The sequence below is a fragment of the Verrucomicrobiota bacterium genome (genome assembly GCA_034440155.1).
Lineage (GTDB): Bacteria > Verrucomicrobiota > Verrucomicrobiia > JAWXBN01 > JAWXBN01 > JAWXBN01.
Map to the genome: position 1 here is coordinate 1 of JAWXBN010000102.1, position 22326 is coordinate 22326.

The following is a 22326-nucleotide window of genomic DNA, read 5'->3' on the forward strand; positions in this document are numbered from 1 at the left end:
CACAAACCCCGTGGATATCCACGCCGTGTGGAGTGCCGTGATCGCCTCTGCGGCAGTCGAAAGACCCCTTATTCAAACTTACGTTTCCGCCGGGAAACCCCTATCCATGGACGGGGACACATTGGTCGTCGGATTTAATAAGGCGAATGAATTTTTCGCCCACCAGCTGAATACCCCAAAACAAAAAGATTTTATCACGGACAAAATCCGCGAGGCCGCCGGACGACACCTCGCCGTTGGATTCCGGATCACGGACTCTGTGGAGGCCGCCAGCGCCCCAGCGCCCGCGCAGTCCGCCCAGCCCGTCACCAGTAGGCCGAAGCCCGCACCGTCGCCCGAGAGTGTGATCACAGCTCCAGAAGAACCTCCCGCCAAGCCGGACATCGCCATTACCGCCCCGCCGCGTGAACCCCAAAAGAAAAGCCTCGATGATCTCAAAAGCGACCCTTTTATTAAAGAGGCAATGGAAGTTTTCCGCGCTCGGATTATTGATTATAAACCCGCAAAAAATTAATCGCGGCACACTCGACCCCACAGAGGAGATTTAAAAAAAAATATGAATGTCATGAAAATGCTCGCCCAAGCCCAGAAAATGCAGGGGCAACTCGCTAAAACCCAGGAATCGCTCAAAACCCGCACGGTCGAAGCCAGTGCAGGCGGTGGAGCGGTCACCGTCGTCTCAAATTGTGAAGGCACGATCCAGTCGATTAAAATCAACCCAGAAATCCTCAAGCCAGAAGATGCCGACATGGTCTCTGACTTGGTCCTCACAGCCGTCCGCCAAGCTCAGGAATCCGGACGCAAAATCTCGGCTGACGAAATCGGACAAATCACCAAAGGCATGGACCTGCCCGGCATTAACCTCGGCCTCTAAAAGAAATATGCCACACGATTACCCTGATGCCCTGAAAAATGCGATTAACGCATTAAACAAATTGCCCGGCATCGGGAAACGTAGTGCAGAACGTATCGCCCTTTCCTTGCTGGAAGAAAAAAGTGAAGTAGCCAAAGAACTCATCCAGGCAATCCAATGCGCCCTGGAAAAAGTCCGGCATTGTACGACATGCGGGAACTATACCGAAGCCGACCCCTGCGCAATTTGTTTGGATCACTCACGCGACCCGGGAATCATCTGTGTGGTGGAGACTCCCCACGACATTCTCTCCATTGAAAAAGCAGGGAGTTTCCACGGAGTTTACCATGCCCTCATGGGCCGTCTTTCCCCTTTGGACGGGGTTAATCCTGAAGATCTCCGCATCAAAGAGCTCATGGAAAGAATTACTCATTTCCCAGTCCGGGAGGTCATATTAGCGCTTGGCACCGAGCTAGAGAGCGAAACCACAGCGATTTACACAGGCAAGTTATTAAAAGAAAAAAACATCCCCGTCACCCGAATTGCTTATGGAATTTCTGCCGGAATGGGGTTAGAATACGCGGATAGCTTGACACTATCACGTGCTTTAGAAGGCAGAAGAGCAATTTAACCATGACCATTAATGCTCTATTCTTTGATCTCGGAAAGGTATTGCTGAATTTTGATTTCGGCATTGCCAAAAAATCTCTCGCTAAAAAATCATCGCTGACCCCTGCAAAAATCGAAAAACGTTTCTTCTCAAATCCCGCCTTTACCCTCTACGAAAAAGGAACAATCACTACGATTGAATTCTTCCAATCCATGTCCGACTGGCTCGACTATAATGGCACTCTGGATGAAATGGCCGATATTTTCTGTGAAATTTTCTGGGAACACGAAACCAATATCGAGATAGCGAACCAACTCTCCAAAAAAATGCCCGTTTACCTCGTCTCCAATACATGCGAGGCCCATATCGAATATTTCGAACCGAAACATACTTTCCTGCGTGAATTCAAGTTCCTCTACTATTCAAACCGCATCTGTGCCCGTAAACCTGAACCGGAATTCTACGGCCACGTCATTTCCCACAGTGGGGAAGATCCCCGGAAAAGTATTTTCGTCGATGATCTGGAGGCCAATATCATCGGAGCCAAAAAAGCAGGGTTTAACACCATCCATCTCACCCCAAAAACCAATCTCCGCAAAGAACTCGCCCGTTTTGGGGTAGAAGCCTGACAACCCAGTCACTGGGCATTTGATCATTCCCCCCCCAGCGCAACTTGCACAGGGGATAAATAAAAGCCCAGCGCGCAGTCAAGGGGGGGAGAATTACATCGCCGCAAAAGAGGCTTACTGCTACGACCAAGGCCCCAGAGACTTATATCTTTTCAATCGAAATTTCGTAATCCTCGATGACTGGGTTACTGAGGAGGTCTTTGGCAATTTGCTCGAGTTTCTCACGGGTCTTTGTGATGTCCTCACCGGATATTTTTAGCTCAATGGATTTGCCCACACGGGCTTCTTCCACACATTCCATCCCGAGATGGTGGATGGCGTTTTTCACCGTGACCCCTTGGGGGTCGAGAACGGTGCGTTTGGGCATGACAGTAACAATGGCTTTCATCATAAATTTAATTTCTCCGGTTATTATTTAATTCCGACCTTTTTGAATGTCTGATCCACGTAACGGAAATGGATTTTCAGGTCACAGAGTTTATCAATCTCGGAAGGCTTCAGGAATCGGGCAATTTGCTTATCACCCTTGAGATTCTCGGCCAGAGATTTATCCCCCTGCCAAGTAGCCATAGCCGAACGTTGAACAGCCTCATAAGCATCCTTGCGGAGCATTCCCTTACGGGTAAGGTCGAGTAATACACTTTGGGAAAAGAAAAGGCCTTTTGTCTTCCAGAGGTTCTTCGCCATATTCTCCGGATAAACGATGAGTTTATCGACGAGATCAATCAATTTATAGAGCATGTAATCAAGGGCGATACAACTATCGGGGAAAATCACGCGTTCCGCACTGGAGTGAGAAATATCGCGTTCATGCCAGAGGGCCACATTTTCAAAGGCGGCCATGGCGTTGCCACGGATGACACGGGCCAAACCGCTCAAGCGTTCACCGGTGATCGGATTACGTTTATGGGGCATGGCTGAACTTCCCTTTTGGCCTTTCGAGAAGAATTCCTCGACTTCCAAAACCTCGGTACGCTGGAGGTGGCGGAATTCCGTGGCCCAACGGTCTATACTGGAGGCGAGCAAGGCCAGGGTAGACATGTACTCGGCATGGCGATCGCGTTGGATTACCTGAGTCGCGAGGGGGGAAGCTTTCAGTCCGATTTTTTTGCAGACATACTCTTCGACCCGGGGATCGAGGTGGGCATGAGTACCGACGGCACCGGAGAGTTTGCCGACCCGGATATTTTCACGGGCATTTTCGAGGCGGGTGATTCCGCGGTTAAACTCATCGTACATCAGAGCCATTTTCAGGCCGAAAGTAATGGGTTCAGCATGGATCCCGTGGGAACGCCCGATCATGGGGGTTAATTTATATTTCTTCGCTTTTTTTGCGATGACCTTCAGCAGCTCATAGAGGTCGTCGAGGAGGATGTCCGCCGATTCGACGCATTGGACGGCCATCGTCGTATCGAGCAAATCGCTCGAGGTTAGTCCTTGGTGTATCCAGCGACCGGCCTTTCCTGCGGGTTTGGCGACGACTTCGAGGAATGCTAGCACATCGTGATTAGTGACTTTTTCAAGTTCATGGATTTCTTCGACACTGGTGATTTTTGCCTTTTGGCGGATAGTCTTGGCATCGGCTTTCGGGATGACCCCGATTTGCGCCATTCCTTCACAGGCGAGCTTTTCAATTTCCAGCCAAATATCGAGTTTGGTGCGTTCATTCCAAATCTCGGCCATTTCCTTGCGTGAATAACGTGAAATCATAAGACAGAAGACTTCACACAAACTTAGGACAAATGAAAAGGGATTTTTTCAGGGAAAATCCGGGATTTAAGCCCCCTCACCCTTTGCAGCCTTGTTTTTACGGTTAAAGTCGTAACGGAGCTGGAGGAGCTCCACAGCCAAAGCAAATCCCATCGGCAGGTAGATATAACCTTTGGGGACGTGCTGGTGGAGCCCCTCCATGACCAAGGTCGTACCGATACAAAGCAAAAAGGAAAGGGCTAGGATTTTGACGGTCGGATAAGTCGTAATGAATTGGCTGACTTTACCGGCAAAAATAATCACGAGGATAAACGAAATCAACACTGCTCCGATAATTACTCCGAAATGGCTGGTTAATCCCACGGCGGTGATGACCGAATCAATCGAAAAAACCAAATCAAGGACAACAATTTGTGTAATACTACTCCAAAAAGCGTCGACTGCCTTGACGGTGGTGTGTTCTTCCCTGAACTCCACCACGTGATGGATTTCTTTGACCGCCTTATAAAGAAGGAAAAGTCCACCCGCCAGCAGTACAATATCTTTAATCGATAAATGTCCAATCACAGGATGACTCATCTTGATCAATAATCCCGCACCAAAAAGCATAAGAATACGCAAGCCCAGGGCCAAAGCTAATCCGATAATCCGGGCTTTATTTTGCTGTTCCTTCGGCAGCCTGCCGGTCACGATCGAAATAATCAGGATATTATCCACCCCCAGGACTAGCTCTAGGCCGATCAATAGGAAAAAAGTGGCGATTAAATTAACGTCGAGGAGGGATTCCATAATGCCGCAGTCTATAATTAAATAATAATTTTAAAGCAATTTACTTTTATACCGGAGACCTTCAAATCGAGTTTCTCCATCGAAAATATTTTTTTAACCTTGGCTGTCACGACATTTTCACTCACCAAGATTTCGTTAGTTTGGGCAAGGTCCTCTCCCAGTTTAGAGGCTTGATTGACTGCATCCCCGAAAAAATCTTTCCCGGGGATCAATAACACTTCCCCGTAAGATATCCCCACACTGACTGAAACCCCGTCCCCTTTATGAGTCTGGAAATGTCGGACTACCTCGACGGAAGCTTGGAGCGCCTGCTCGGGCTTATCAAATACGGCATAAGCATTATCCGCCTCAAATTTTACAATCCGACCTTTATATTCGAGGATTTTTTTCTCGACGATTTGATGCATGACACGGATTTTGCAGAGAAAATCGACGAGCCCATTACGTTGTACAGACACGGTAAATCCGCTCATGTCCAAGATAAAAACAGCTTTTTTGACACCAAATTTTTTCCAAAGCTCTTTTTCAAAGGACCTCCTTTGCAGCTTGGGTAGCTGTACACATTTGTCGATGTAGGCATAAAATTCTTTCATCCTTATTCCTTTCCTTTGCGGCGTTGTGCCGTCTGGGGCAAATCATCCCCGGAGAGTTTTAAGTCATCTTTCATCTGCTGGAAAAGTTCCCTAATCGAATCCCCGATCCGTCCTGATAACTCCGTCCGGTCTTCTCCTTCCGCCGAAAAGAATGGCCGACCGAAACGGATCCAGAGGCTCTTCCTTTTTTTCCAGGCGGGAATCGAATAAATCTGGTCCGTCCCGAGGATACAGGAAGGAATAATGGGAACAGAAGCCATTTGCGCCAAGGCCGCGACCCCGGGTTGTAGGGTTGCCCCATTCAAGACTGATTTATCCCCGGTGCGGAGTCCTCCTTCAGGATAAATGCCCAGAATGTGCCCGGCACGGAGGCGTACCAGAGCGGTTTTCACCGCTTTCCTGTCCTTGGAAAAACGGTCGATCGGAAAACAGTCCGACCATGTAAGAATACGGCCCACGACCGGAATGGTTAAAAACTCCGCCGACGTCATAAAATGGACTTGCCTTGGAACGGCCGCTATCAATAACACCGGGTCGAAATGGCTGATATGATTACCAACAAGAATCGCGGCACCCTGCTGGGGAATATACTCTTTTCCTTCCACTTTGACTTTCCAAAATGGAGCAAAAGGGAGGTTGGCCGTAATTTTGGCACATTCGTAAATGAAGCGGCTCACAGGCAGTGTAAAAGGCTACAGTTCATCCGGGTCGATCCCGATCGCCATAATCGAACAATCGGTAATCACATGGAGTTTCAGTTCCGTGGCTTTTTCAATAACATCATCACTTTCCGTGCCGGGATTTAGCCATACCTCACGGGCTCCTTTTTTGGCAACGTCTACAAGGACTTTTATGGCGACAGCCGGAGGCACATAAATACTCACCATATCCAAGGTCACTGGAATGTCCAAAATCGATTTGTAGCAGGTTACCCCTTCCACTGTGGTTTCCCGAGGATTCACAGGATAAACATCGAAGTCTTGTTGAATAAAAGCGCGCACGGCTTTATTCCCGAATTTTGTCCGGTCACCTGAGGCTCCTATGATAGCGATGGTTGGTTTCTTTTCTGACATGTCTATATTTCTCCAAGATAGGCTTTTTTCACGTCATCACTATTCAAGAGGTTCCGGGCCTGATCTTCAAGCACGATTCTTCCTGTTTCGATCACATATCCCCGATCAGCCAGTTTGAGGGCTTGGTGGGCATTTTGCTCGACAAGCAAGATAGTTGTCCCTGCCTCATTAATCTCTTTCAAGGTGGAGAAAATTGTCTGGACCACCAAAGGCGCCAGCCCGAGGGAGGGTTCATCGAGTAAGAGTAATCGCGGTTTGGCCATGAGGGCCCTTCCTATGGCGAGCATCTGCTGTTCTCCACCAGAAAGTGTCCCCGCTTTTTGATCGCGGCGTTCTTTCAGGATCGGGAAAAGGGTAAAAATATAATCATAATCCTCCTCCAGTTCCTGGGTCTCATTCCTTAAATAGGCACCCATCTGGAGATTCTCCCATACACTCATCTGGGCAAAAACCCCTCGTCCTTCAGGCACGTGGCAGAGGCCTTCACGCACGATAATATGGGGTTTTGTTTTTTCCAAATAGTGGGATCCCCTGAAATGCATCGTGCCTGACTTGGGTTTTACCAAGCCGCTAATCGTGCGCAGGAGAGTGGTTTTGCCCGCGCCGTTACTCCCGATCAATGCGACGATTTCACCCGTTTGCACCTCAAGGCTAATCCCGTGGAGCACCTCCACTGGACCATAGCCTACCACCAGATTTTTAATTTCGAGCATCATAACCGGTTTAGAAATCCTCTCCCAGATAAGCTTTGATGACTGCAGGATTTCTCCTCACCTCCTGTGGGGTACCATCGGCGATCTTTACCCCATAGTCCAGAACAGCAATTTGCTCACACAAATCCATCATCACACCCATATCGTGTTCGATAATCAGCACGGTCAGGTCAAACCCCTCCCGTATCTGTCTGATGAGTCCTTTAAGCTCTGTTTTTTCTTGGGGATTCATCCCAGCGGCGGGTTCATCGAGTAAAAGTAATTTCGGTTTTGTGGCTAAGGCGCGAACGATCTCAAGCTTGCGCTGTTGTCCGTAGGAAAGGCTCCCCGCCTCTTCATCACAAGAGTCCTGGAGGTTGAATTTCGCAAGCAATTGCCTGCTTTCCTGAATGACCGAATCCAAATTCAACAAATAATCCGGGGTTTGGAATATTGTCCCGATAAAACTCTTCCGGGAAAGGTGCCTCATGGCCACTGTCACATTCTCAAGGACAGTCATCTCCCGGAAAAGGCGGATATTCTGGAATGTCCGGGCGATTCCCGTGCTATTAATCCGATGGGACTTCATTCCTGAGATATTAAGGGAGTTCAGGTAGATATCCCCTGATGTTGGTTTATAAATGCCGGTAATCAGATTAAAAATCGTCGTCTTCCCTGCGCCATTTGGCCCGATAATCCCAAAAATACGGCCACTATCGATTTTGAGGTTGATCGAATTCACCGCTGTTAACCCGCCAAATTTAATCGTGCATGCACGCAATTCCAGAAGTGGTGTACTCATTTGTCCTCCCTCCGCTGATCCTTGTCGCGTCCTGTGAGGCAAGAGAATTTCGATAAAGCTAATTTCCAGAGACGTTTAATCTCCAGTAAACTTAATTCATGGCGTCCAAAAAGGCCTTGAGGCCGCAGCAACATCAGGATAATAAGCATTAATGCATAGATAACAATACGGTATTGGCTTCCGCTGCGGAGGAGCTCGGGCAGGATAGTTAAAACCACCGCGCCGAGAATGGCCCCGGTAATGCTTCCTAATCCTCCCAAGACAATCATCACGATAATCTCAAATGATTTAACAAAACCAAAGCTCGTGGGATTGATATAACCGGAGATCGATTGATGGGCGAACAAGGCTCCCCCGACCCCGGCAAAAAAAGCACCGACAATAAAAGCCGCCACTTTGTAACGAGTCGGATCGATCCCGATGGATGAGGAAGCGATCTCATCCTCGCGGATGGCTGAAAAGGACAAACCCCGTGGACTATGGGTAATACGGTAAATGACCACGACACATACCAACAACATAAAGTACACCCAGAAAAGCCCCACTTCATTCGGGCGCACAGACATTCCTGTCGCCGCACCCAAAGCGGGCCGATTCAGGATAATCACCCGGACTATCTCCCCAAAACCTAAAGTCGTAATCGCCAGATAATCCCCCCTTAACCGCAAAGTCGGCATTCCTACAATAAAACCGAATATTCCCGCAAGAATCCCCCCCGCCAGCAAAACCAGCAGTATCCAAAGGTTATTAGCCACCACAGGAGGCAACGAATCGAGTATCCCCATAAACCGACTGGCGAATGAAATGGAAAGAAACCCCGAGAAATACGCGCCTATGGCCATAAATGCCGCGTGTCCGATTGAGAATTGCCCCGTGATGCCATTAATCAATGTCAAGCTCACCGCGAGGATGGCATTAATCCCCACACTCATGGCAATTTGCTGCCAGTAACCATCCATCCCTTTCTCCAGTAAAGGGCAGACGATCACAAAAACTGCGATCACACAGAGGATCAACCCGTTTCTTTGAAAAAATATCTTCATACCTTCTCCGAAACACTTTTTCCGAAAATCCCGGTGGGTTTAAATAACAGGATGATGATCAAAATCACAAAAGCAATGGCATCTCGGTAGGAACTGCCGCCCGGCACATAAGCCGACACTAATGTTTCAGCGAGACCTATAATAATTCCCCCAACGACTGCGCCGGGAATATTCCCGATTCCACCCAGAACCGCCGCCGCAAAAGCCTTTATTCCGGGCATTAACCCCATCAGCGGATCGATTTTTGGTTTACTTATCCCCACCAGCACCCCTGCCGCCCCGGCGAGTACTGCCCCAATGACAAATGTCAGGGAAATCACCCGGTCCACATTTACGCCCATCAGCGAGGCCACTTGGGGATTCTCCGAGATCGCACGCATCGCTCGGCCGAGTTTGGTAAATTTCACAATCCAGAAAAGTGAAATCAGGAGAAGTAAGGTCAGCGAAAAAATCAAGACATCAATGATCGTCAGGGAAAGATTTAATCCGGAAAGCAAATTCCTGTCCGTAATCAGGTCGGGAAAACTGCGGGGATTTGCCCCGAAAATAATCTGCCCACCATTTTGCAAAAGTAAGGAAACCCCGATAGCCGTAATCAAAGCCGTCAACCTTGCCTGTTTCCTCAATGGACGGTAAGCGACAAATTCAATCCCGGCAGCCAAAAGCCCGCAAGCAATCATCGCACAGATCAGGGTGGTAATGACCAACGGCAATGGAATGTCCCGGGTCATGATAAATGTCGCCGTGTAAAAACCGGCATAAGCCCCGATCATATAGATCTCACCATGTGCAAAATTTATCAGGCGGAGCACCCCGTAAACCATCGTATAACCTAGGGCAATCAGGGCATAGATACTCCCGATGGATAAGCCGTTGATGATCTGTTGGATGAATTCAACCATTACCCGTCAGAGAGAATCCTAAAATCAGGATGAATTCAATCAGCTTTTTTTCAAAATCGATACTCTTTGGGGTTCCACAATTTTCACTGCACCACGTTCTTCTAATACGACGAGCTGCCATAACATTAAATCTGCATCCATTCCCATTCCATCAGGAAAATGTTTTATGGGGTCTTTGAGCTCTTGAAGGATTGTTTTCTGGGTATCCTCAAGATCCACTGGCAGGACATCGGTTTTTTGGAGCCATAACTCCTCTTTACGAGGCTTCAAGGAAAAATAACGCACCGTCATCCTGATTTGTTCACGGAGCTTGTAACTGACATAACTCCAGTCCTCACGAATATTCGGTACCTCATCGGTGTCCTCGGTTTGCTCCATCTCGACTTGGGGATTGGATGCAATTCTTAATAACGCACTAAGCCCTTGATAATGGTTCATAGTACCGACAGCCTCAGCCCAAATGATTTTTCCACCACGATGGATCGTATATCCCGTGAATCCTTCAAATTTCCATTCGTATTTCCCATCCTGAGTGGAGAGAAATTTCTCATGAAGATTTTGAAGTGAAGTGATGGTTGGCATAAGTATTAATTTGACACACTAAATCTAGCTTAACTTATCATCTTAAGCCCGAATGATTTTCATCAGGAAAATCCTGACTAAATCAATGTTAATTATATATAATATAAAATGCAAAATGAAAAATGAAAAAAATCCATTTTGGAAGCTTTATTTAATTTGGAGTGATGCTTGTGGCGATTATCCTGCGCACAATGAAATTAGGCCCTAACCCGCCAATAATTTCCGTGCCGCATCAAGTGCTTCATTTATTTTTTCAGGATTTTTTCCACCAGCTTGGGCCAGTTCGGGTTTTCCTCCCCCGCCACCCCCCATAATCGGTGCTATTTGTTTGATCACATTCCCTGCATGTACTTGTTTCACAAGGGTATTATTTACCGAACATATCACATTTGCGCGGCCTCCACAATCGGTCGCTAAAAGAATTATTCCACCAAATTTGCCTTTGAGTGTATCGATGGCAAATTTTAATGTGTCCGGATGGGAGACTGTTACATTCTGAATAATACAATCCATCCCAGCAATTTGCTCTATTTGAGTGGGGAGTAACCCCGCAAGTTGCGCACCCTCGATCTGGGCGAGGCGTTCCTGTTCCTTTGCTTGGGCCTTTTCATAACCTGCTAATTGGAGCTCCATTTCAGAAATAATATCTGCTATTTTAGCATGTAAATTACTCAATTGCTCGGCTCCCGTCGCTTGGCCATCCGGTAGTTCGGGGGCCTCAAGCCCTACTGCATCAAGTTTTCCCTTTATTTCGCGTAATTTGCTGAAACTCTCTTCGAGTTTCTTCATAAAATACTCCTCAGCCGCTGCACCGGCAACAGCTTCAATACGCCGGATTCCAGCCGCCACAGCACCTTCACTGATGACTTTAAAGTAACCAATCTCGGTCGTGGTACGAACGTGTGTCCCGCCGCAAAGTTCTTTTGAATATCCACCGATATCGACGACACGGACCTTATCCCCGTATTTCTCACCGAACATCTGCATGACCGATGAATCCCCCTTGACCTCCTCATAAGGGCGTTCCGCCCACTGCACCCTGTTACCTCCGGTGATTTTTTCATTCACCCTCATTTCAATCCGCGCAATTTGCTCGGGGGTCACAGCAGCGGAATTAAAGTCAAAACGCAAACGGTCGGGGCCGACATAGGACCCCTTTTGCGTGGCATCCTGGGAGACAACCTCATGTAATGCCCAATGGAAAAGGTGTGTGCCCGTGTGGTGCCCTTCGATCATCCCCCTGCGATCCTTGTCTATTTTGATCACGACGACCTCACCGACTTCCGGTGCCATTTGCTCCGGGGCCAGAATATGCATGAATGTATTCCCGACCTTGATGGTATTAACAACCTTCGCCGCCCCCATCAATCCGGTATCCCCGACTTGTCCGCCCATTTCGGCATAAAAAACAGTTTTATCAGTGATGACGGCCTGTTTTCCCTTCAAATCCTGTACGGCTAAAACCGTAGCCTCGATTTCAGTATGGTCGAACCCGTGGAATTCCGTCTTTGAAGCAATTTGCGCCTCCGTCACCTCGATAATCTCCTTCTTCTGGGCTGCCCGCGCCCGTGAGCGTTGCTCGTCCATGAGCTTCTCAAAGCCGTTCGTATCGACTTTTAACCCCTGTTCCCGTGCCATGAGCTCAGTTAAATCCAGCGGGAACCCATATGTGTCGTAGAGTTTGAAGGCGAATTCGCCGGAAAAGACTGCACCGGCAACCTGCTGGACGCTCCCCGATCCTAACAGGCGCGCCGCCTCGGCATTAAACATCTCAATCCCCTTATCCAAAGTCCTATTAAAACTTTCCTCTTCCTGTTTAATCGTTTCTTTGACCTTTTCTTTTTTAGCGGCGATCTCGGGGAAGACTCCACCCATGTGCGCGGCGAGCACATCGACGAGTTGATAGAAAAAGGGATCGTGCAGCCCGAGAGTACGCCCGTATTTGACAGCACGACGCAAAATGCGGCGGAGGACATAATTACGGTCGTTATTACCCGGCAAAATGCCGTCAGCAATCGAGAATGATAACGTGCGGATATGATCAGCGATGACACGGAAAGCCACGTCGATTTTCTCTTGTTCGGTATCCCCCGTACTCCCGGCTTTCGGCAGGGTGGATGCATATTTTTTCCCGCTCAATTTCTCGATCTCATCAAAAATCGGGCGGAAAACGTCGGTTTCATAGTTCGAGATGACTCCGCTGAAATCGGTGAAATTCTTCGAGCACTGGATAATGCCGCTGATCCGTTCAAATCCCGCTCCGGTGTCGACATGTTGGGCGGGGAGGTTGGAAAAACTACCATCGCCATTTGCATTAAACTGGATAAAAACCAGATTCCATATTTCCATACAGAGGGCCGAGCCGACATTGACCAGTGAGCCTTTTGTATCCCCCTCCGGAGTCAGGTCGATATGGAGTTCCGAGCACGGTCCACAAGGCCCCGTCTCACCCATCATCCAGAAATTATCCTTTTTATTCCCGAAAACAATGTGGACTTTTGGATCGAGCCCGGCCCGCGCAAATTGCTCTGCCCAGAAATCGTAGGCCTCTTGGTCAAATGCGGCTGGATCGCCTTCCCCCGGCTTATAAACAGTCGCATAAATCCGGTTCTTCGGGAATTTCCAGATTTCGGTAACGAGTTCCCATGCCCAAGAAATGGCTTCTTTTTTGAAATAATCCCCAAAACTCCAGTTCCCCAGCATCTCGAAAAACGTATGGTGGTAGGTATCGAGCCCGACATCTTCGAGATCATTGTGTTTACCCCCGGCGCGGATACATTTTTGTGTGTCCGTGGCACGCGCAGGATTATAGGGACATATAGACTGACCGAGAAAAATAGGAACAAATTGATTCATGCCCGCATTAGTAAAAAGCAGATTAGGCGAGTCGGGCATAAGACTCGATGAGGGCACGATTGTGTGGCCTTTTGATTTAAAAAACTCCAAAAATGACTGTCTGATTTCTGCTGATTTCATATATTTTGATAAAGACCCCCCCGATTACGCATTTTTCCGCTCTGATCCGCAAGAATTAATTCATTATAAATTCCATAATATTTAGTTTTTTTATTTTTCAACTAACATAGGGGAAATAGTAGAAAAATACTTGAATATTCCCGAATTGGAGTCACTCTCAATTTCGTGTCCGCGAACTCAGTTTATCAAGTGGATAAACCACTTCAATCAACCTCTTTGATTTATCAGAGACAATGATTGACAAAAATCCAAATGAGATAGACAAACTCCAGCCCCCATTATCCTATGAAATACATAAAGAGACTTATCCTCCTCATCACCCTTTTCCTGATGACATTTGTGTCTTGTTTAAATACAAGCTCCGCCCAAGAAACTAAACCGAACTGGCCCCGACAAATCTCGAGTGCGTTAGGTCAAATCACCCTATATCAACCTCAGGTCTCCGCCCTTGAAGGCAATACTCTCACGGGTAAAACCGCCGTCTCGATAGCCCCGAAAAACGGCAGTGCCCCAGTCTTTGGAGCCGTTTGGTTCAGTGCCCAGATCGTGACGAGCTTGGATTCCCGCACATACACCCTCTCGAGTGTGAATATTACCCAATCAAAATTCCCAAATGTCGATAAATCCTTAAGTGACCAGATCAGCCAGTCCATCTCCCAGGAGGTTCCTTCTCTGAATATGACCCTTTCCCTTGACCAGCTCCTTGCCAGCTTAAAAACGGCTAAGACCCAACAAAAAGACGCCAATAATCTGAGCACGGCACCTCCCACGATTATTTTCAGCCAGACACCCGCTGTATTGGTCTCAATCCAAGGCACTCCACAGCTCCAGCCTGTTCCCGACACCAAAGTCATGAGGGTAATGAATACCCCGTTTCTCATTGCTTTTGATCCCGCAAAAAAACTTTATTACCTCTGGATCGGCGGACAATGGCTCAGTGCGACCGATATCCAAGGGAATTGGGAAATCACCTCCTCAGTCCCCCCTTCCGTCCAGAAATTAGCCAGCTCAAAATCCACTAATGCCGCAACGCAAGCAGGGTTCTACCAGTCCTCGAATTTACCCCGTGTTATTGTCGCCACTTCCCCGACAGAATTAATTGTAACCGATGGAGTGCCGGATTATGCGACTATCCAGAGCACGAGTTTGCTTTATGTATCAAATACGACCAGTGACGTCTTTCTGGATATCGATAACCAGATAAATTATGTATTACTCTCCGGGCGTTGGTATAAATCTCCTTCCCTGTCCGGGCCGTGGATTTATGTCGCAGCAAATGCCCTCCCCCAGGATTTCACCCTGATCCCGGAAAACTCACCAAAGGCCAACGCGCTGGTCAGCGTAGCGGGTAGTCCCCAAGCTAAAGACGCCGTTTTGACTTCATCCATCCCCTCTACCGCCCAAGTCAAACCAAATGCCAAACCCCAGAATCCCGTCACCTACGCAGGTGGCCAACCTGAATTCAAACCGATCGAGACCACTCCCTTGCAATATGCGGTGAATACTTCCAGTCAAGTGATTATGGAGAACCCAAACTCGTATTATCTGTGTGCAGAAGGGATATGGTACCATTCCCAGACGTCCTTGGGACCTTGGGTGGTCGCCACATCTGTTCCCCAAGTGATTTATACCATTCCCCCATCCAGTCCGGTTTACAGTGCCACATACTGTTATGTCTATGCAGCCACCCCGGACTATGTGACCGTGGGTTATCTCCCCGGCTACACGGGCAGTTATGTCTATGGAGGAACGGTTGTTTATGGTACCGGCTGGGTTTATCCCCCCTATGTGGGAGTCGGGGTGTGTTATCCCGCCCCCTCCACCTTCGGTTTCAGTGTCGGTTACTCGAATGGCCAGTGGGCTTTTGGTGTCGGGTACAGCTCTGGCTTTGGCTCGGCCTGTTTTGCCTGGGGCGGTGGATCTTGGAATAATAACAACTGGTGGGGCCATGGTGGCTACCAACAAAACAACATCAATATCAATAACAACATAAACAACAGCTTTAATAAAAACAGCGGGAATATCTATAACAGGAATACCAGTAACCTAATCAATAATGGCAAAATCAACAATCAACAGGCGAAGAATGATTGGAACAATGTCAAAAATAATCCTCAGGCACAAAAAGACTGGAATAATGCCAAAAATAACCCGCAAGCCCAAAAGGATTGGAACAATGTCAAAAATAATCCTCAGGCACAAAAGGATTGGAATAACGCAAAAAATAATCCTCAGGCCAAAAACGACTATCAAAATGCCAAGAATGATTATCAAAACCATTCAACCAATGATCCAGGGAAAAATAATGTTTTTGCCGATGACAAGGGTAATGTTTACAAACACACCCCTGACGGGTGGCAACAGCATGCCGGCGGACAGTGGAAAAACGCCCAAGGCCAGGATTTCGACCACCAACACCAACAATTAAATAATGACTACCGCGCCCGCTCATCGGGTTATAGCGGCTCCAGGGGTGGCGGATTCCGCGGACGTAGGTAATCTTCACGGGGCATTTTTACAATCATATGCTAAAGAATGATTCCATCCTCATGCTAAACCCTTCGCTGGAAAGGGTGACTTATGGCCGGGATGATGTCCTTTTGAAAGATCCCTCGCGTTTCCAATATCTTGTCGTGAACCCTACGGAGGAAGAAATCCTGAGAAAATTCGAGGGGAATGAGACAATCTCAACGGTTCTCGAAAACCTCATGAAGAGTACCTCGATCCCCTCGTTGGGGGCATTCTACGATTTAGTGAATGAGGCTTGTGAAACAGGTATCCTCCAGAATAAAAACGGGGGAAAAATCTATTCACGGAAAAAATCATCAAGTACAAAAATCTCATTCCACTTCCTATCGGCCATATGGGTGATATTTATCGCTTTAACGCTCACATTGGGAATAAGCGTTATTTCAAATCACTCTGTTATCGTTGGTAGCACCCCTAGTTACTGGATTCATTTTTTTATCGGGACCATCCTTTCGGTGAGTATATCATCCATGGTGGCAATAGTCGCCCAGAGCAGCCTGGGCTCCACCCCCTTGAATGTACACGTGAGCTGGAGGCGTATCCTGCCTTACCTGACCTATGATACGCGTGACTCGATTATCTTGGGACGTTGGAGGGAAAGCTTGGTCGCACTGGCAGGACTGACAGGCCCGTTTTTATTCCTCTTGGGAATTTATCTTTTCGAACATCATTTCAAGATTATATTGACGGCTAACGGGGTGGCTTATGATCCCCTTGTATATTTATCTGGTTTTTACCTGGCAGTTTGGTTTTCCCTGATTTTAATCACGATACCTTTTGGCGCTTCATGGGGACAAAATCTTGTCAGGAGCCTCTTCCGTAACCACAGGGATCTCCCCCATAAAATCCCTGATATTTCAGGTAATAATCTTTTTTCAGAACTCTTATATCTGAGTGATGAATTCAGGAACCAGCGTTATTATATCGCCTACATCACCTATTTGATTATCTGGCTGGGATTATTATTCCGTCTGAGCACTGAATTTGTCGCCGTCCAGTTTAATCAAGTGGTATCCACCTTCCTTTTATCAGAAACATTCGGATTCAGGCTCTATTTTGTCGTTGGGATCATGGTTTTCGGCATCATTATTCTTACCCTTACGTTATTCTATGCCGTTTGGGCCATCGGAGCAGATTTCGCAAAAGAAATCATTCTTAAAAAAACCATTCTCCGTAAAACAATCCTCGCAAAAAAGGATAAAACCCTCGAGAACCTTATTAAAAAAGAATGGCCTGACCAGATAACTGAAAAGCTCCAATTAGCCACCTTTATAGAAGAAGTTTCCCTTTTTGTTGATTGGACTCCCTCCGCCCATTTTTCCTTACTCAAAAAAATCCCCATTCAAGAGTTCCCCATTGATACTGTTTTAATTGAAGAGGATAAACCCAATCAGCATTTTTATCTCATCTTTGAGGGAGAAGTCATCGTAACCCGATCAGGGGAACCTGTTGCAAAACTTCATACACGTCATGTCTTCGGGGAGACAAGCATGCTCCAGAATATCCCCGCGACAGCCACCGTCAAGGTCAGCCAACACCTCAAAGCTTTTGTTTTTGACCGCCCTCAATTCCTAGAAATTGCCACCAAGGATTTTATGACCGGTTACCTTCTGGACCTGTCATCCTCCGAAAGGAAAACGGAGGACTGGAAATGAAAAACTTCCATTGGTTCCATCTCATTCGAGGTAAAAACTTTAGATTATTAAAGGTTATTCCTGTCATTGCACTCATTGGAGTCGTGTGGATGAATGCCGTCGTCCTGCATAAAGGCCTTTCGGGCGGCTGGACAAAGATTTCACAATTGGTCAACCAGCGGGATATGCGCCTGATCGCCCGGTTAATAGCCGAAAACCCGGAAGAATGCCGTGACATGGATCAAAAAAGGCTTTCCCTTTATATCCGCTCCCAAATCAACAAGGATACACCCAGACTTCTCGGGCTCTTTGACTGGGATAAGGACATTTGGGGGCGGTCTTATACCATTGATATCCTCGCCGACAAAATCATTATTAAATCCTATGGTCCAGACAGGATCGTAGGAACAGATGATGATGCGCAATTTGTTCTCCCCCTGAAAACGGATGCCGATCAGGCACCGGCGGAGGTAGAGCCATGAGGTTCTCAATGCCCTCTTTTTTAAAACGGAAAACGCTTTTTTTAGTGTCGTTTCTCACAGGAGTTTTTATGACTGGAGCGGAACTCAAGGCAGCCTTTGTCGCCATTGCTGCCGAAGGTGATGTCGTCATCATCATTAGCGGAAAAAGAAAACAGGTAAATCCCGGCGACAAGGTTCCTAACGGGGCCGTGCTGATCACTGGCAAAGAATCTCAGGCGATCCTGCAATGGGAAGAATCCTTCGACCTTCAGGAGGTCACCCCCGAAACTAAAATAAAAATTTCCGGTAAAAAAATCATCGGTGGGGAATCAAAGAAAGTCCTAGAACACGAATAAAAGAAAAGCCGGATTAAAAAGAGTTTTTATACTCCTTTCGCACCGGCTTTCTCATTTAAATCTATCTTTTACTTTGACTCATCAACAGCGACGACAGGGACCACAGGGACCACAGGCACATCCACTGCATTAAGTTTTTCATCCAAGGCTTTCTTGATCTTGGCGAACATCTCCGGATTATGACGGAGGTACTCCCTCGTTCCATCACGTCCCTGGGCAAGTTGCTCATCGGCAAATGAAAGCCATGAGCCCTTCTTATCGATCACCCCTTTGTCCACGGCAAAATCAATCAAAGATCCCTCTTTGGAAATCCCCTCGTTATAGAGGATTTCAAACTCAGCTTCCCGGAAGGGAGGGGCTACTTTGTTTTTAACGATTTTAACACGTACCCGGTTCCCCACGACCTCACCGTCAGAACGTTTAATCGCTTCCTTCCTGCGGATATCGATACGGACACTGGCATAATATTTCAGTGCTTTACCGCCGGGAGTCGTCTCGGGGCTACCGAACATCACACCGATTTTTTCACGGAGTTGATTAGTAAAGATACAACAAGTTTTTGCTTGGCTCAGGAGGCCGATGAGCTTACGCATGGCCTGACTCATCAGGCGGGCTTGGGCACCGACAGTGGCATCACCCATTTGACCTTCGAGCTCGGCTTTGGGCACAAGGGCGGCTACCGAGTCGATCACAATAACATCAAGGGCATTCGACTTTATCAGGGTTTCAGCAATGGTCAGGGCTTCTTCCCCAGAATCAGGTTGGGAAACAAGCAATTGATCGAGGTCTACCCCGATTTTTTTTGCATACGCAGGATCAAGCGCATGCTCTGCATCGATAAATGCCGCGACACCCCCCGCCTTTTGGGCATTAGCGATAATGTGTAGCACCAAGGTGGTCTTTCCCGATGATTCCGGCCCGTAAATCTCAACAATACGACCACGGGGCACACCGCCCACACCCAGAGCCCAATCCACAGCGACAGAGCTGGTCGGGATCACGTCGATTTTCACTTTGGCATTTTCATCACCCAGTCGGAGGATGGAGCCTTCACCGTATTGTTTGGAGATTGCTTGGATCGCCAAATCAAGATTCTTCCGGCGCACCATATCTACTTTCGATTCACCTTTGACTTCTTTGATCTCTTCTTTTGTTTCAGAGGCTTTTGCCATAATTAAATCCTATTTTTATTCTTTTGATTTATTTTGCCGGCGGAACTAGCTAGAGGCCCGGACAATTAATTTTATAAAGTGCCCTTGACTTTATTCAAGCTATGGCTTTTGTCAAAATGTAATATCATTATGATGCAATTTGAAATACTGGCAGTCGGCAAACTCAGGGAACCATGGCTCAAAGATGCTGTGGATGAGTACCTTAAGCGGCTTACCCGCTTTTCTAAAACCTCTCTCCAAGAAACCAATGAACAGTCCGTGGACGAGTCAAAGTCAGTGGATTCCCAAATCATCCATGCCACACGCAATGAAGCCCAGGTACTCCTCATGAAAATCAATCCGGCGGCCCATGTTATTTCCCTCGATCTAAAAGGCCGAGGCATGACCTCCCCTCAATTTGCAGAGTTTCTGGAAACACAAACGATTCAGGGCACCAGCAAGTTCCAATTCATCATCGGGGGATCCCATGGTCTCGATGAAAGTGTGCTCAACCAGAGCCATACCCGACTTTCTTTGAGTGCGATGACTTTCCCCCACCAGTTATCTCGTGTGATCCTCTTGGAACAGATTTACCGCGCCTGTAAGATCATCCACGGCGAAACTTACCACAAATAGTTCTGCCTCTGCAGGGGGATGCCGGATTCCTCCACTGGATATCCTGTGATTGTCTTTTTAACAAAATCGCCTTATCCTTTCCGCATGTCAGGAGGCACAAAAACCTATGTTAGTCCAGAAATCGGGGAAGATACCGACATCCGGCCCATCCACGAACCCGGATATACGGTGATTTGCTGGAATGACCCGGTAAACTTGATGAATTACGTCTCCCATGTTTTCCAGAAGGTTTTTGGTTGGAATAAACAGAAAGCCGAGCATCACATGCTCGAGGTTCATAAAAACGGGAAAAGTGTCCTCGCTAAGGATACCAAGGAACGAGCGGAGCATTTTGTCCATGAGCTCCTTAAATACCACCTTCACGCCACCATGGAGCGCGAATGAAAATACTCAAAAATGAGAATGGCCACTTCCATGCACGCCTGAGCACCGATGAATATGATGTCTTGGGCAATTTGCTCGGACTCTATCCCGTTATTCCCAAGGGGTATCACAGGTTATCACACGGTCAGGACCCCTCCGATGACCAGCAACTCCTCAATGAAGCCATGGAGGAGAATTATACTGAGAATAAACAACTCCTCCAGAAATTCCTCACCTCTGATGAATTCTTTACCCATGATAAAAAGGGGATCTCCATGCAAGTCACTCCCGATCAATTCGAGTGGCTACTCAAAATCCTCAACGATATCCGTGTCGGACTCTGGTTACGGTTGGGCTCGCCTGATGAAACTGATATGGATCAATATCATAGGCAAAAAACTGATGATCCAGATGTATGGGCGATGGAACTCAGTGGTTATCTAATCTCCATCCTCATCCAGGGAGATTAAAGTGACCATGATTAGCCCTCCTATCCTTGTCGAAACGGATATTCAATTCCCCGATGAGGGTGCCCTTTACGAACCCAAGACAACAGATGGCCTCTGCTTTATCGGGGGTAATTTGCTCCCCGAGAATCTACTCAGGGCCTACAGGAATGGCGTTTTCCCGTGGTCAGTAAATCCGGTGACGTGGTGGTCCCCCACTCGACGGGCCATTTTCGAGTTCGATAAGATTCGACCTCCTAGGAGGCTCTCACAGCTCATCCGGCAAAAAAAATTCAAAGTCACCTTCGACACCTGTTTCACCCGTGTCATGGAAGAATGTGCCACGCTGACAATGAAACGACACGAGACATGGATTAGTGAATCTTTCATTGATGCCTACAGCAAATTGCACGTGATGGGCATATCCCATTCCTGCGAGGTCTGGCTGGAGGGAGTCCTTGTCGGAGGGATATACGGAGTCTCGATCGGAGGCCTTTTTGCTGGAGAATCCATGTTTAGCCGTGCTAATAATGCCTCTTCAGTCGGCCTCTTCCATCTTTTTGAATATCTCCGTGCACACGGTTTTACCCTTTTTGATACTCAAGTCATGAACCCCCACACCCAAAAAATCGGTGCCATCGAAATTTCAAGGACTGAATATCTCACCCTCCTGAAATCCGCCCTTGAAGCAAATTGTTCGCCCCCTATCCATACCCCATGGACATAACGGCATTTCAGGATATTATTCCCCTGCTAATTTTTTGACAAGGTCTCAAGGTGCTTAACGGTCATATTGTTAATGACACTCTTGACACCCTTAACCTCGCCGGCCAGTTTGGCTGCCAGATCCTTCTCAGCTAAGTCATTAGCCATCCCGCCGAGTGTGACGATCCTCTCAGTAGTGGTGACCGTGGTTTTACGGGCACTGGTCGAACGGTTCAATAACAATGACGATATTACCCGAGTCGTAATGGAACTGTCATCAATACCAGAATTGATACTAGTCAAAGCATTACGTAGCCTTTTATCGATCGTCATTTCATTTTTAACCTCTTTGACACCAAATACATTAAATGCCTCTTTTGTGACGTTCAGCTTTTGCTCGGCATCTTCAGCCTCACCGGTAATAGTAACAACCCCTTTGGATGTTGTGACATCAGGATTAGCTGAACGCGTAGACTTTTCATCACTGAGTGCCGATTCGACCTGGGTTGATACAGATTTATCGTTACCCTTACCCGCTTGCTTCATTACTGCGATAGCTTCATTTGGAGTAACTGCCGCAGAGTCATTGCCAGCGATCAGGATTTCGTTCGCAGTATCCATACTCGCAGCATGAATGATCCCCGGATTTCCTATGGAGCACACCCCTGTGGCTACAACCAAGGATAAGAATAAATGTCGTACTTTAGTTTGTGATTTCATATTTAATCCAATTCTTTTCCATGTCCTCCATCCTTATACCCCCAGACAATGAGGTAAAAGAATGGGTGAAC

At 47.4% G+C, this 22326-nt stretch carries 26 protein-coding genes; 12 read left to right on the forward strand and 14 right to left on the reverse strand.

Features of this window, described 5'->3' with window-relative positions; all coding sequences use genetic code 11:
• The 4 genes from SGI98_10740 to SGI98_10755 form a co-directional block, all read left to right on the forward strand.
• On the forward strand, positions 1-514 hold a 514-nt coding region (locus tag SGI98_10740), incomplete at its 5' end, for a hypothetical protein (protein ID MDZ4743879.1).
• Between the two features lie 42 nt (positions 515-556).
• Positions 557-874 (forward strand): YbaB/EbfC family nucleoid-associated protein, encoded by a 318-nt coding sequence (locus SGI98_10745; protein MDZ4743880.1) that lies wholly within the window; start codon positions 557-559, stop codon positions 872-874.
• Between the two features lie 7 nt (positions 875-881).
• Positions 882-1484 carry a recombination mediator RecR gene (gene recR, locus SGI98_10750; GenBank protein ID MDZ4743881.1) on the forward strand — a complete coding sequence of 201 codons (603 nt, stop codon included), beginning with the start codon at positions 882-884 and terminating at the stop codon, positions 1482-1484.
• A 2-nt stretch (positions 1485-1486) separates the two neighbouring features.
• Positions 1487-2092 (forward strand): HAD family phosphatase, encoded by a 606-nt coding sequence (locus tag SGI98_10755; GenBank protein MDZ4743882.1) that lies wholly within the window; start codon positions 1487-1489, stop codon positions 2090-2092.
• A 142-nt stretch (positions 2093-2234) separates the two neighbouring features.
• On the opposite strand, the gene purS is transcribed toward SGI98_10755, so the two are convergent.
• From purS to alaS, 12 genes are all read right to left on the reverse strand, one after another.
• Positions 2235-2483: a phosphoribosylformylglycinamidine synthase subunit PurS gene (gene purS, locus SGI98_10760; protein ID MDZ4743883.1), complete on the reverse strand. Its 249-nt coding sequence runs from the start codon at positions 2481-2483 to the stop codon at positions 2235-2237.
• A 20-nt stretch (positions 2484-2503) separates the two neighbouring features.
• Positions 2504-3802, reverse strand: a complete 1299-nt coding sequence (gene purB / locus SGI98_10765; GenBank protein MDZ4743884.1) for an adenylosuccinate lyase — start codon at positions 3800-3802, stop codon at positions 2504-2506.
• Between the two features lie 66 nt (positions 3803-3868).
• On the reverse strand, positions 3869-4591 hold the full coding sequence (locus tag SGI98_10770; GenBank protein ID MDZ4743885.1) for a TerC family protein: 723 nt from the start codon (positions 4589-4591) through the stop codon (positions 3869-3871).
• Between the two features lie 17 nt (positions 4592-4608).
• Positions 4609-5184: an adenylate/guanylate cyclase domain-containing protein gene (locus SGI98_10775; protein MDZ4743886.1), complete on the reverse strand. Its 576-nt coding sequence runs from the start codon at positions 5182-5184 to the stop codon at positions 4609-4611.
• Between the two features lie 2 nt (positions 5185-5186).
• A complete protein-coding gene (locus SGI98_10780; GenBank protein ID MDZ4743887.1) occupies positions 5187-5861 on the reverse strand; it encodes a lysophospholipid acyltransferase family protein in 675 nt (224 codons plus the stop codon).
• A 15-nt stretch (positions 5862-5876) separates the two neighbouring features.
• Positions 5877-6257, reverse strand: a complete 381-nt coding sequence (locus SGI98_10785) for a CoA-binding protein (protein MDZ4743888.1) — start codon at positions 6255-6257, stop codon at positions 5877-5879.
• A gap of 2 nt (positions 6258-6259) precedes the next feature.
• Positions 6260-6970: an ABC transporter ATP-binding protein gene (locus tag SGI98_10790; GenBank protein MDZ4743889.1), complete on the reverse strand. Its 711-nt coding sequence runs from the start codon at positions 6968-6970 to the stop codon at positions 6260-6262.
• 10 nt (positions 6971-6980) lie between these two features.
• Entirely contained in the window at positions 6981-7751 is a 771-nt protein-coding gene (locus SGI98_10795; protein ID MDZ4743890.1) for an ABC transporter ATP-binding protein, read from the reverse strand.
• Entirely contained in the window at positions 7748-8794 is a 1047-nt protein-coding gene (locus SGI98_10800) for a branched-chain amino acid ABC transporter permease (GenBank protein MDZ4743891.1), read from the reverse strand. The genes SGI98_10795 and SGI98_10800 overlap by 4 nt, the downstream gene beginning before the upstream one ends.
• A complete protein-coding gene (locus tag SGI98_10805) occupies positions 8791-9696 on the reverse strand; it encodes a branched-chain amino acid ABC transporter permease (GenBank protein ID MDZ4743892.1) in 906 nt (301 codons plus the stop codon). Before SGI98_10805 ends, SGI98_10800 begins: the two co-directional genes overlap by 4 nt.
• Positions 9697-9735: 39 nt before the next feature.
• Complete coding sequence (locus SGI98_10810; GenBank protein ID MDZ4743893.1) at positions 9736-10278, reverse strand: hypothetical protein; 543 nt, start codon at positions 10276-10278, stop codon at positions 9736-9738.
• A gap of 204 nt (positions 10279-10482) precedes the next feature.
• Positions 10483-13254: an alanine--tRNA ligase gene (alaS, locus tag SGI98_10815; protein MDZ4743894.1), complete on the reverse strand. Its 2772-nt coding sequence runs from the start codon at positions 13252-13254 to the stop codon at positions 10483-10485.
• Between the two features lie 285 nt (positions 13255-13539).
• Here alaS and SGI98_10820 point away from each other — a divergent pair, with 285 nt between their 5' ends.
• The 4 genes from SGI98_10820 (at position 13540) to SGI98_10835 (ending at position 18234) form a co-directional block, all read left to right on the forward strand.
• Positions 13540-15753 (forward strand): hypothetical protein, encoded by a 2214-nt coding sequence (locus SGI98_10820; protein ID MDZ4743895.1) that lies wholly within the window; start codon positions 13540-13542, stop codon positions 15751-15753.
• 26 nt (positions 15754-15779) lie between these two features.
• Positions 15780-17438 carry a cyclic nucleotide-binding domain-containing protein gene (locus tag SGI98_10825; protein ID MDZ4743896.1) on the forward strand — a complete coding sequence of 553 codons (1659 nt, stop codon included), beginning with the start codon at positions 15780-15782 and terminating at the stop codon, positions 17436-17438.
• Positions 17435-17899 carry a hypothetical protein gene (locus SGI98_10830; GenBank protein MDZ4743897.1) on the forward strand — a complete coding sequence of 155 codons (465 nt, stop codon included), beginning with the start codon at positions 17435-17437 and terminating at the stop codon, positions 17897-17899. The genes SGI98_10825 and SGI98_10830 overlap by 4 nt, the downstream gene beginning before the upstream one ends.
• Before the next feature lie 68 nt (positions 17900-17967).
• Positions 17968-18234 (forward strand): hypothetical protein, encoded by a 267-nt coding sequence (locus SGI98_10835; GenBank protein ID MDZ4743898.1) that lies wholly within the window; start codon positions 17968-17970, stop codon positions 18232-18234.
• 68 nt (positions 18235-18302) lie between these two features.
• On the opposite strand, the gene recA is transcribed toward SGI98_10835, so the two are convergent.
• Positions 18303-19343 (reverse strand): recombinase RecA, encoded by a 1041-nt coding sequence (gene recA, locus SGI98_10840; GenBank protein ID MDZ4743899.1) that lies wholly within the window; start codon positions 19341-19343, stop codon positions 18303-18305.
• Between the two features lie 192 nt (positions 19344-19535).
• On the opposite strand from recA, the gene rlmH reads away from it, so the two are divergent.
• The 4 genes from rlmH to aat are packed head-to-tail and all read left to right on the forward strand — an operon-like array spanning position 19536 to position 21557.
• Positions 19536-20021 carry a 23S rRNA (pseudouridine(1915)-N(3))-methyltransferase RlmH gene (gene rlmH, locus SGI98_10845; GenBank protein ID MDZ4743900.1) on the forward strand — a complete coding sequence of 162 codons (486 nt, stop codon included), beginning with the start codon at positions 19536-19538 and terminating at the stop codon, positions 20019-20021.
• Between the two features lie 18 nt (positions 20022-20039).
• On the forward strand, positions 20040-20405 hold the full coding sequence (gene clpS / locus SGI98_10850; GenBank protein MDZ4743901.1) for an ATP-dependent Clp protease adapter ClpS: 366 nt from the start codon (positions 20040-20042) through the stop codon (positions 20403-20405).
• Entirely contained in the window at positions 20402-20854 is a 453-nt protein-coding gene (locus tag SGI98_10855; GenBank protein ID MDZ4743902.1) for a hypothetical protein, read from the forward strand. The genes clpS and SGI98_10855 overlap by 4 nt, the downstream gene beginning before the upstream one ends.
• A gap of 7 nt (positions 20855-20861) precedes the next feature.
• Complete coding sequence (aat, locus tag SGI98_10860; protein MDZ4743903.1) at positions 20862-21557, forward strand: leucyl/phenylalanyl-tRNA--protein transferase; 696 nt, start codon at positions 20862-20864, stop codon at positions 21555-21557.
• Positions 21558-21583: 26 nt separating this feature from the next.
• Here aat and SGI98_10865 read toward each other — a convergent pair whose 3' ends face one another.
• Positions 21584-22255 (reverse strand): BON domain-containing protein, encoded by a 672-nt coding sequence (locus SGI98_10865; GenBank protein ID MDZ4743904.1) that lies wholly within the window; start codon positions 22253-22255, stop codon positions 21584-21586.
• Positions 22256-22326: the final 71 nt, after the last annotated feature.

Bases quoted from the DNA above. Each gene is read 5' to 3' on its own strand.
- SGI98_10745 (MDZ4743880.1), top strand. From the start codon at position 557: ATGAATGTCATGAAAATGCTCGCCCAAGCCCAGAAAATGCAGGGGCAA.
- recR (MDZ4743881.1), top strand. From the start codon at position 882: ATGCCACACGATTACCCTGATGCCCTGAAAAATGCGATTAACGCATTA.
- SGI98_10755 (MDZ4743882.1), top strand. From the start codon at position 1,487: ATGACCATTAATGCTCTATTCTTTGATCTCGGAAAGGTATTGCTGAAT.
- purS (MDZ4743883.1), bottom strand. From the start codon at position 2,483: ATGATGAAAGCCATTGTTACTGTCATGCCCAAACGCACCGTTCTCGAC.
- purB (MDZ4743884.1), bottom strand. From the start codon at position 3,802: ATGATTTCACGTTATTCACGCAAGGAAATGGCCGAGATTTGGAATGAA.
- SGI98_10770 (MDZ4743885.1), bottom strand. From the start codon at position 4,591: ATGGAATCCCTCCTCGACGTTAATTTAATCGCCACTTTTTTCCTATTG.
- SGI98_10775 (MDZ4743886.1), bottom strand. From the start codon at position 5,184: ATGAAAGAATTTTATGCCTACATCGACAAATGTGTACAGCTACCCAAG.
- SGI98_10785 (MDZ4743888.1), bottom strand. From the start codon at position 6,257: ATGTCAGAAAAGAAACCAACCATCGCTATCATAGGAGCCTCAGGTGAC.
- SGI98_10790 (MDZ4743889.1), bottom strand. From the start codon at position 6,970: ATGCTCGAAATTAAAAATCTGGTGGTAGGCTATGGTCCAGTGGAGGTG.
- SGI98_10795 (MDZ4743890.1), bottom strand. From the start codon at position 7,751: ATGAGTACACCACTTCTGGAATTGCGTGCATGCACGATTAAATTTGGC.
- SGI98_10800 (MDZ4743891.1), bottom strand. From the start codon at position 8,794: ATGAAGATATTTTTTCAAAGAAACGGGTTGATCCTCTGTGTGATCGCA.
- SGI98_10805 (MDZ4743892.1), bottom strand. From the start codon at position 9,696: ATGGTTGAATTCATCCAACAGATCATCAACGGCTTATCCATCGGGAGT.
- SGI98_10810 (MDZ4743893.1), bottom strand. From the start codon at position 10,278: ATGCCAACCATCACTTCACTTCAAAATCTTCATGAGAAATTTCTCTCC.
- alaS (MDZ4743894.1), bottom strand. From the start codon at position 13,254: ATGAAATCAGCAGAAATCAGACAGTCATTTTTGGAGTTTTTTAAATCA.
- SGI98_10820 (MDZ4743895.1), top strand. From the start codon at position 13,540: ATGAAATACATAAAGAGACTTATCCTCCTCATCACCCTTTTCCTGATG.
- SGI98_10825 (MDZ4743896.1), top strand. From the start codon at position 15,780: ATGCTAAAGAATGATTCCATCCTCATGCTAAACCCTTCGCTGGAAAGG.
- SGI98_10830 (MDZ4743897.1), top strand. From the start codon at position 17,435: ATGAAAAACTTCCATTGGTTCCATCTCATTCGAGGTAAAAACTTTAGA.
- SGI98_10835 (MDZ4743898.1), top strand. From the start codon at position 17,968: ATGACTGGAGCGGAACTCAAGGCAGCCTTTGTCGCCATTGCTGCCGAA.
- recA (MDZ4743899.1), bottom strand. From the start codon at position 19,343: ATGGTGCGCCGGAAGAATCTTGATTTGGCGATCCAAGCAATCTCCAAA.
- rlmH (MDZ4743900.1), top strand. From the start codon at position 19,536: ATGATGCAATTTGAAATACTGGCAGTCGGCAAACTCAGGGAACCATGG.
- clpS (MDZ4743901.1), top strand. From the start codon at position 20,040: ATGCCGGATTCCTCCACTGGATATCCTGTGATTGTCTTTTTAACAAAA.
- SGI98_10855 (MDZ4743902.1), top strand. From the start codon at position 20,402: ATGAAAATACTCAAAAATGAGAATGGCCACTTCCATGCACGCCTGAGC.
- aat (MDZ4743903.1), top strand. From the start codon at position 20,862: ATGATTAGCCCTCCTATCCTTGTCGAAACGGATATTCAATTCCCCGAT.
- SGI98_10865 (MDZ4743904.1), bottom strand. From the start codon at position 22,255: ATGAAATCACAAACTAAAGTACGACATTTATTCTTATCCTTGGTTGTA.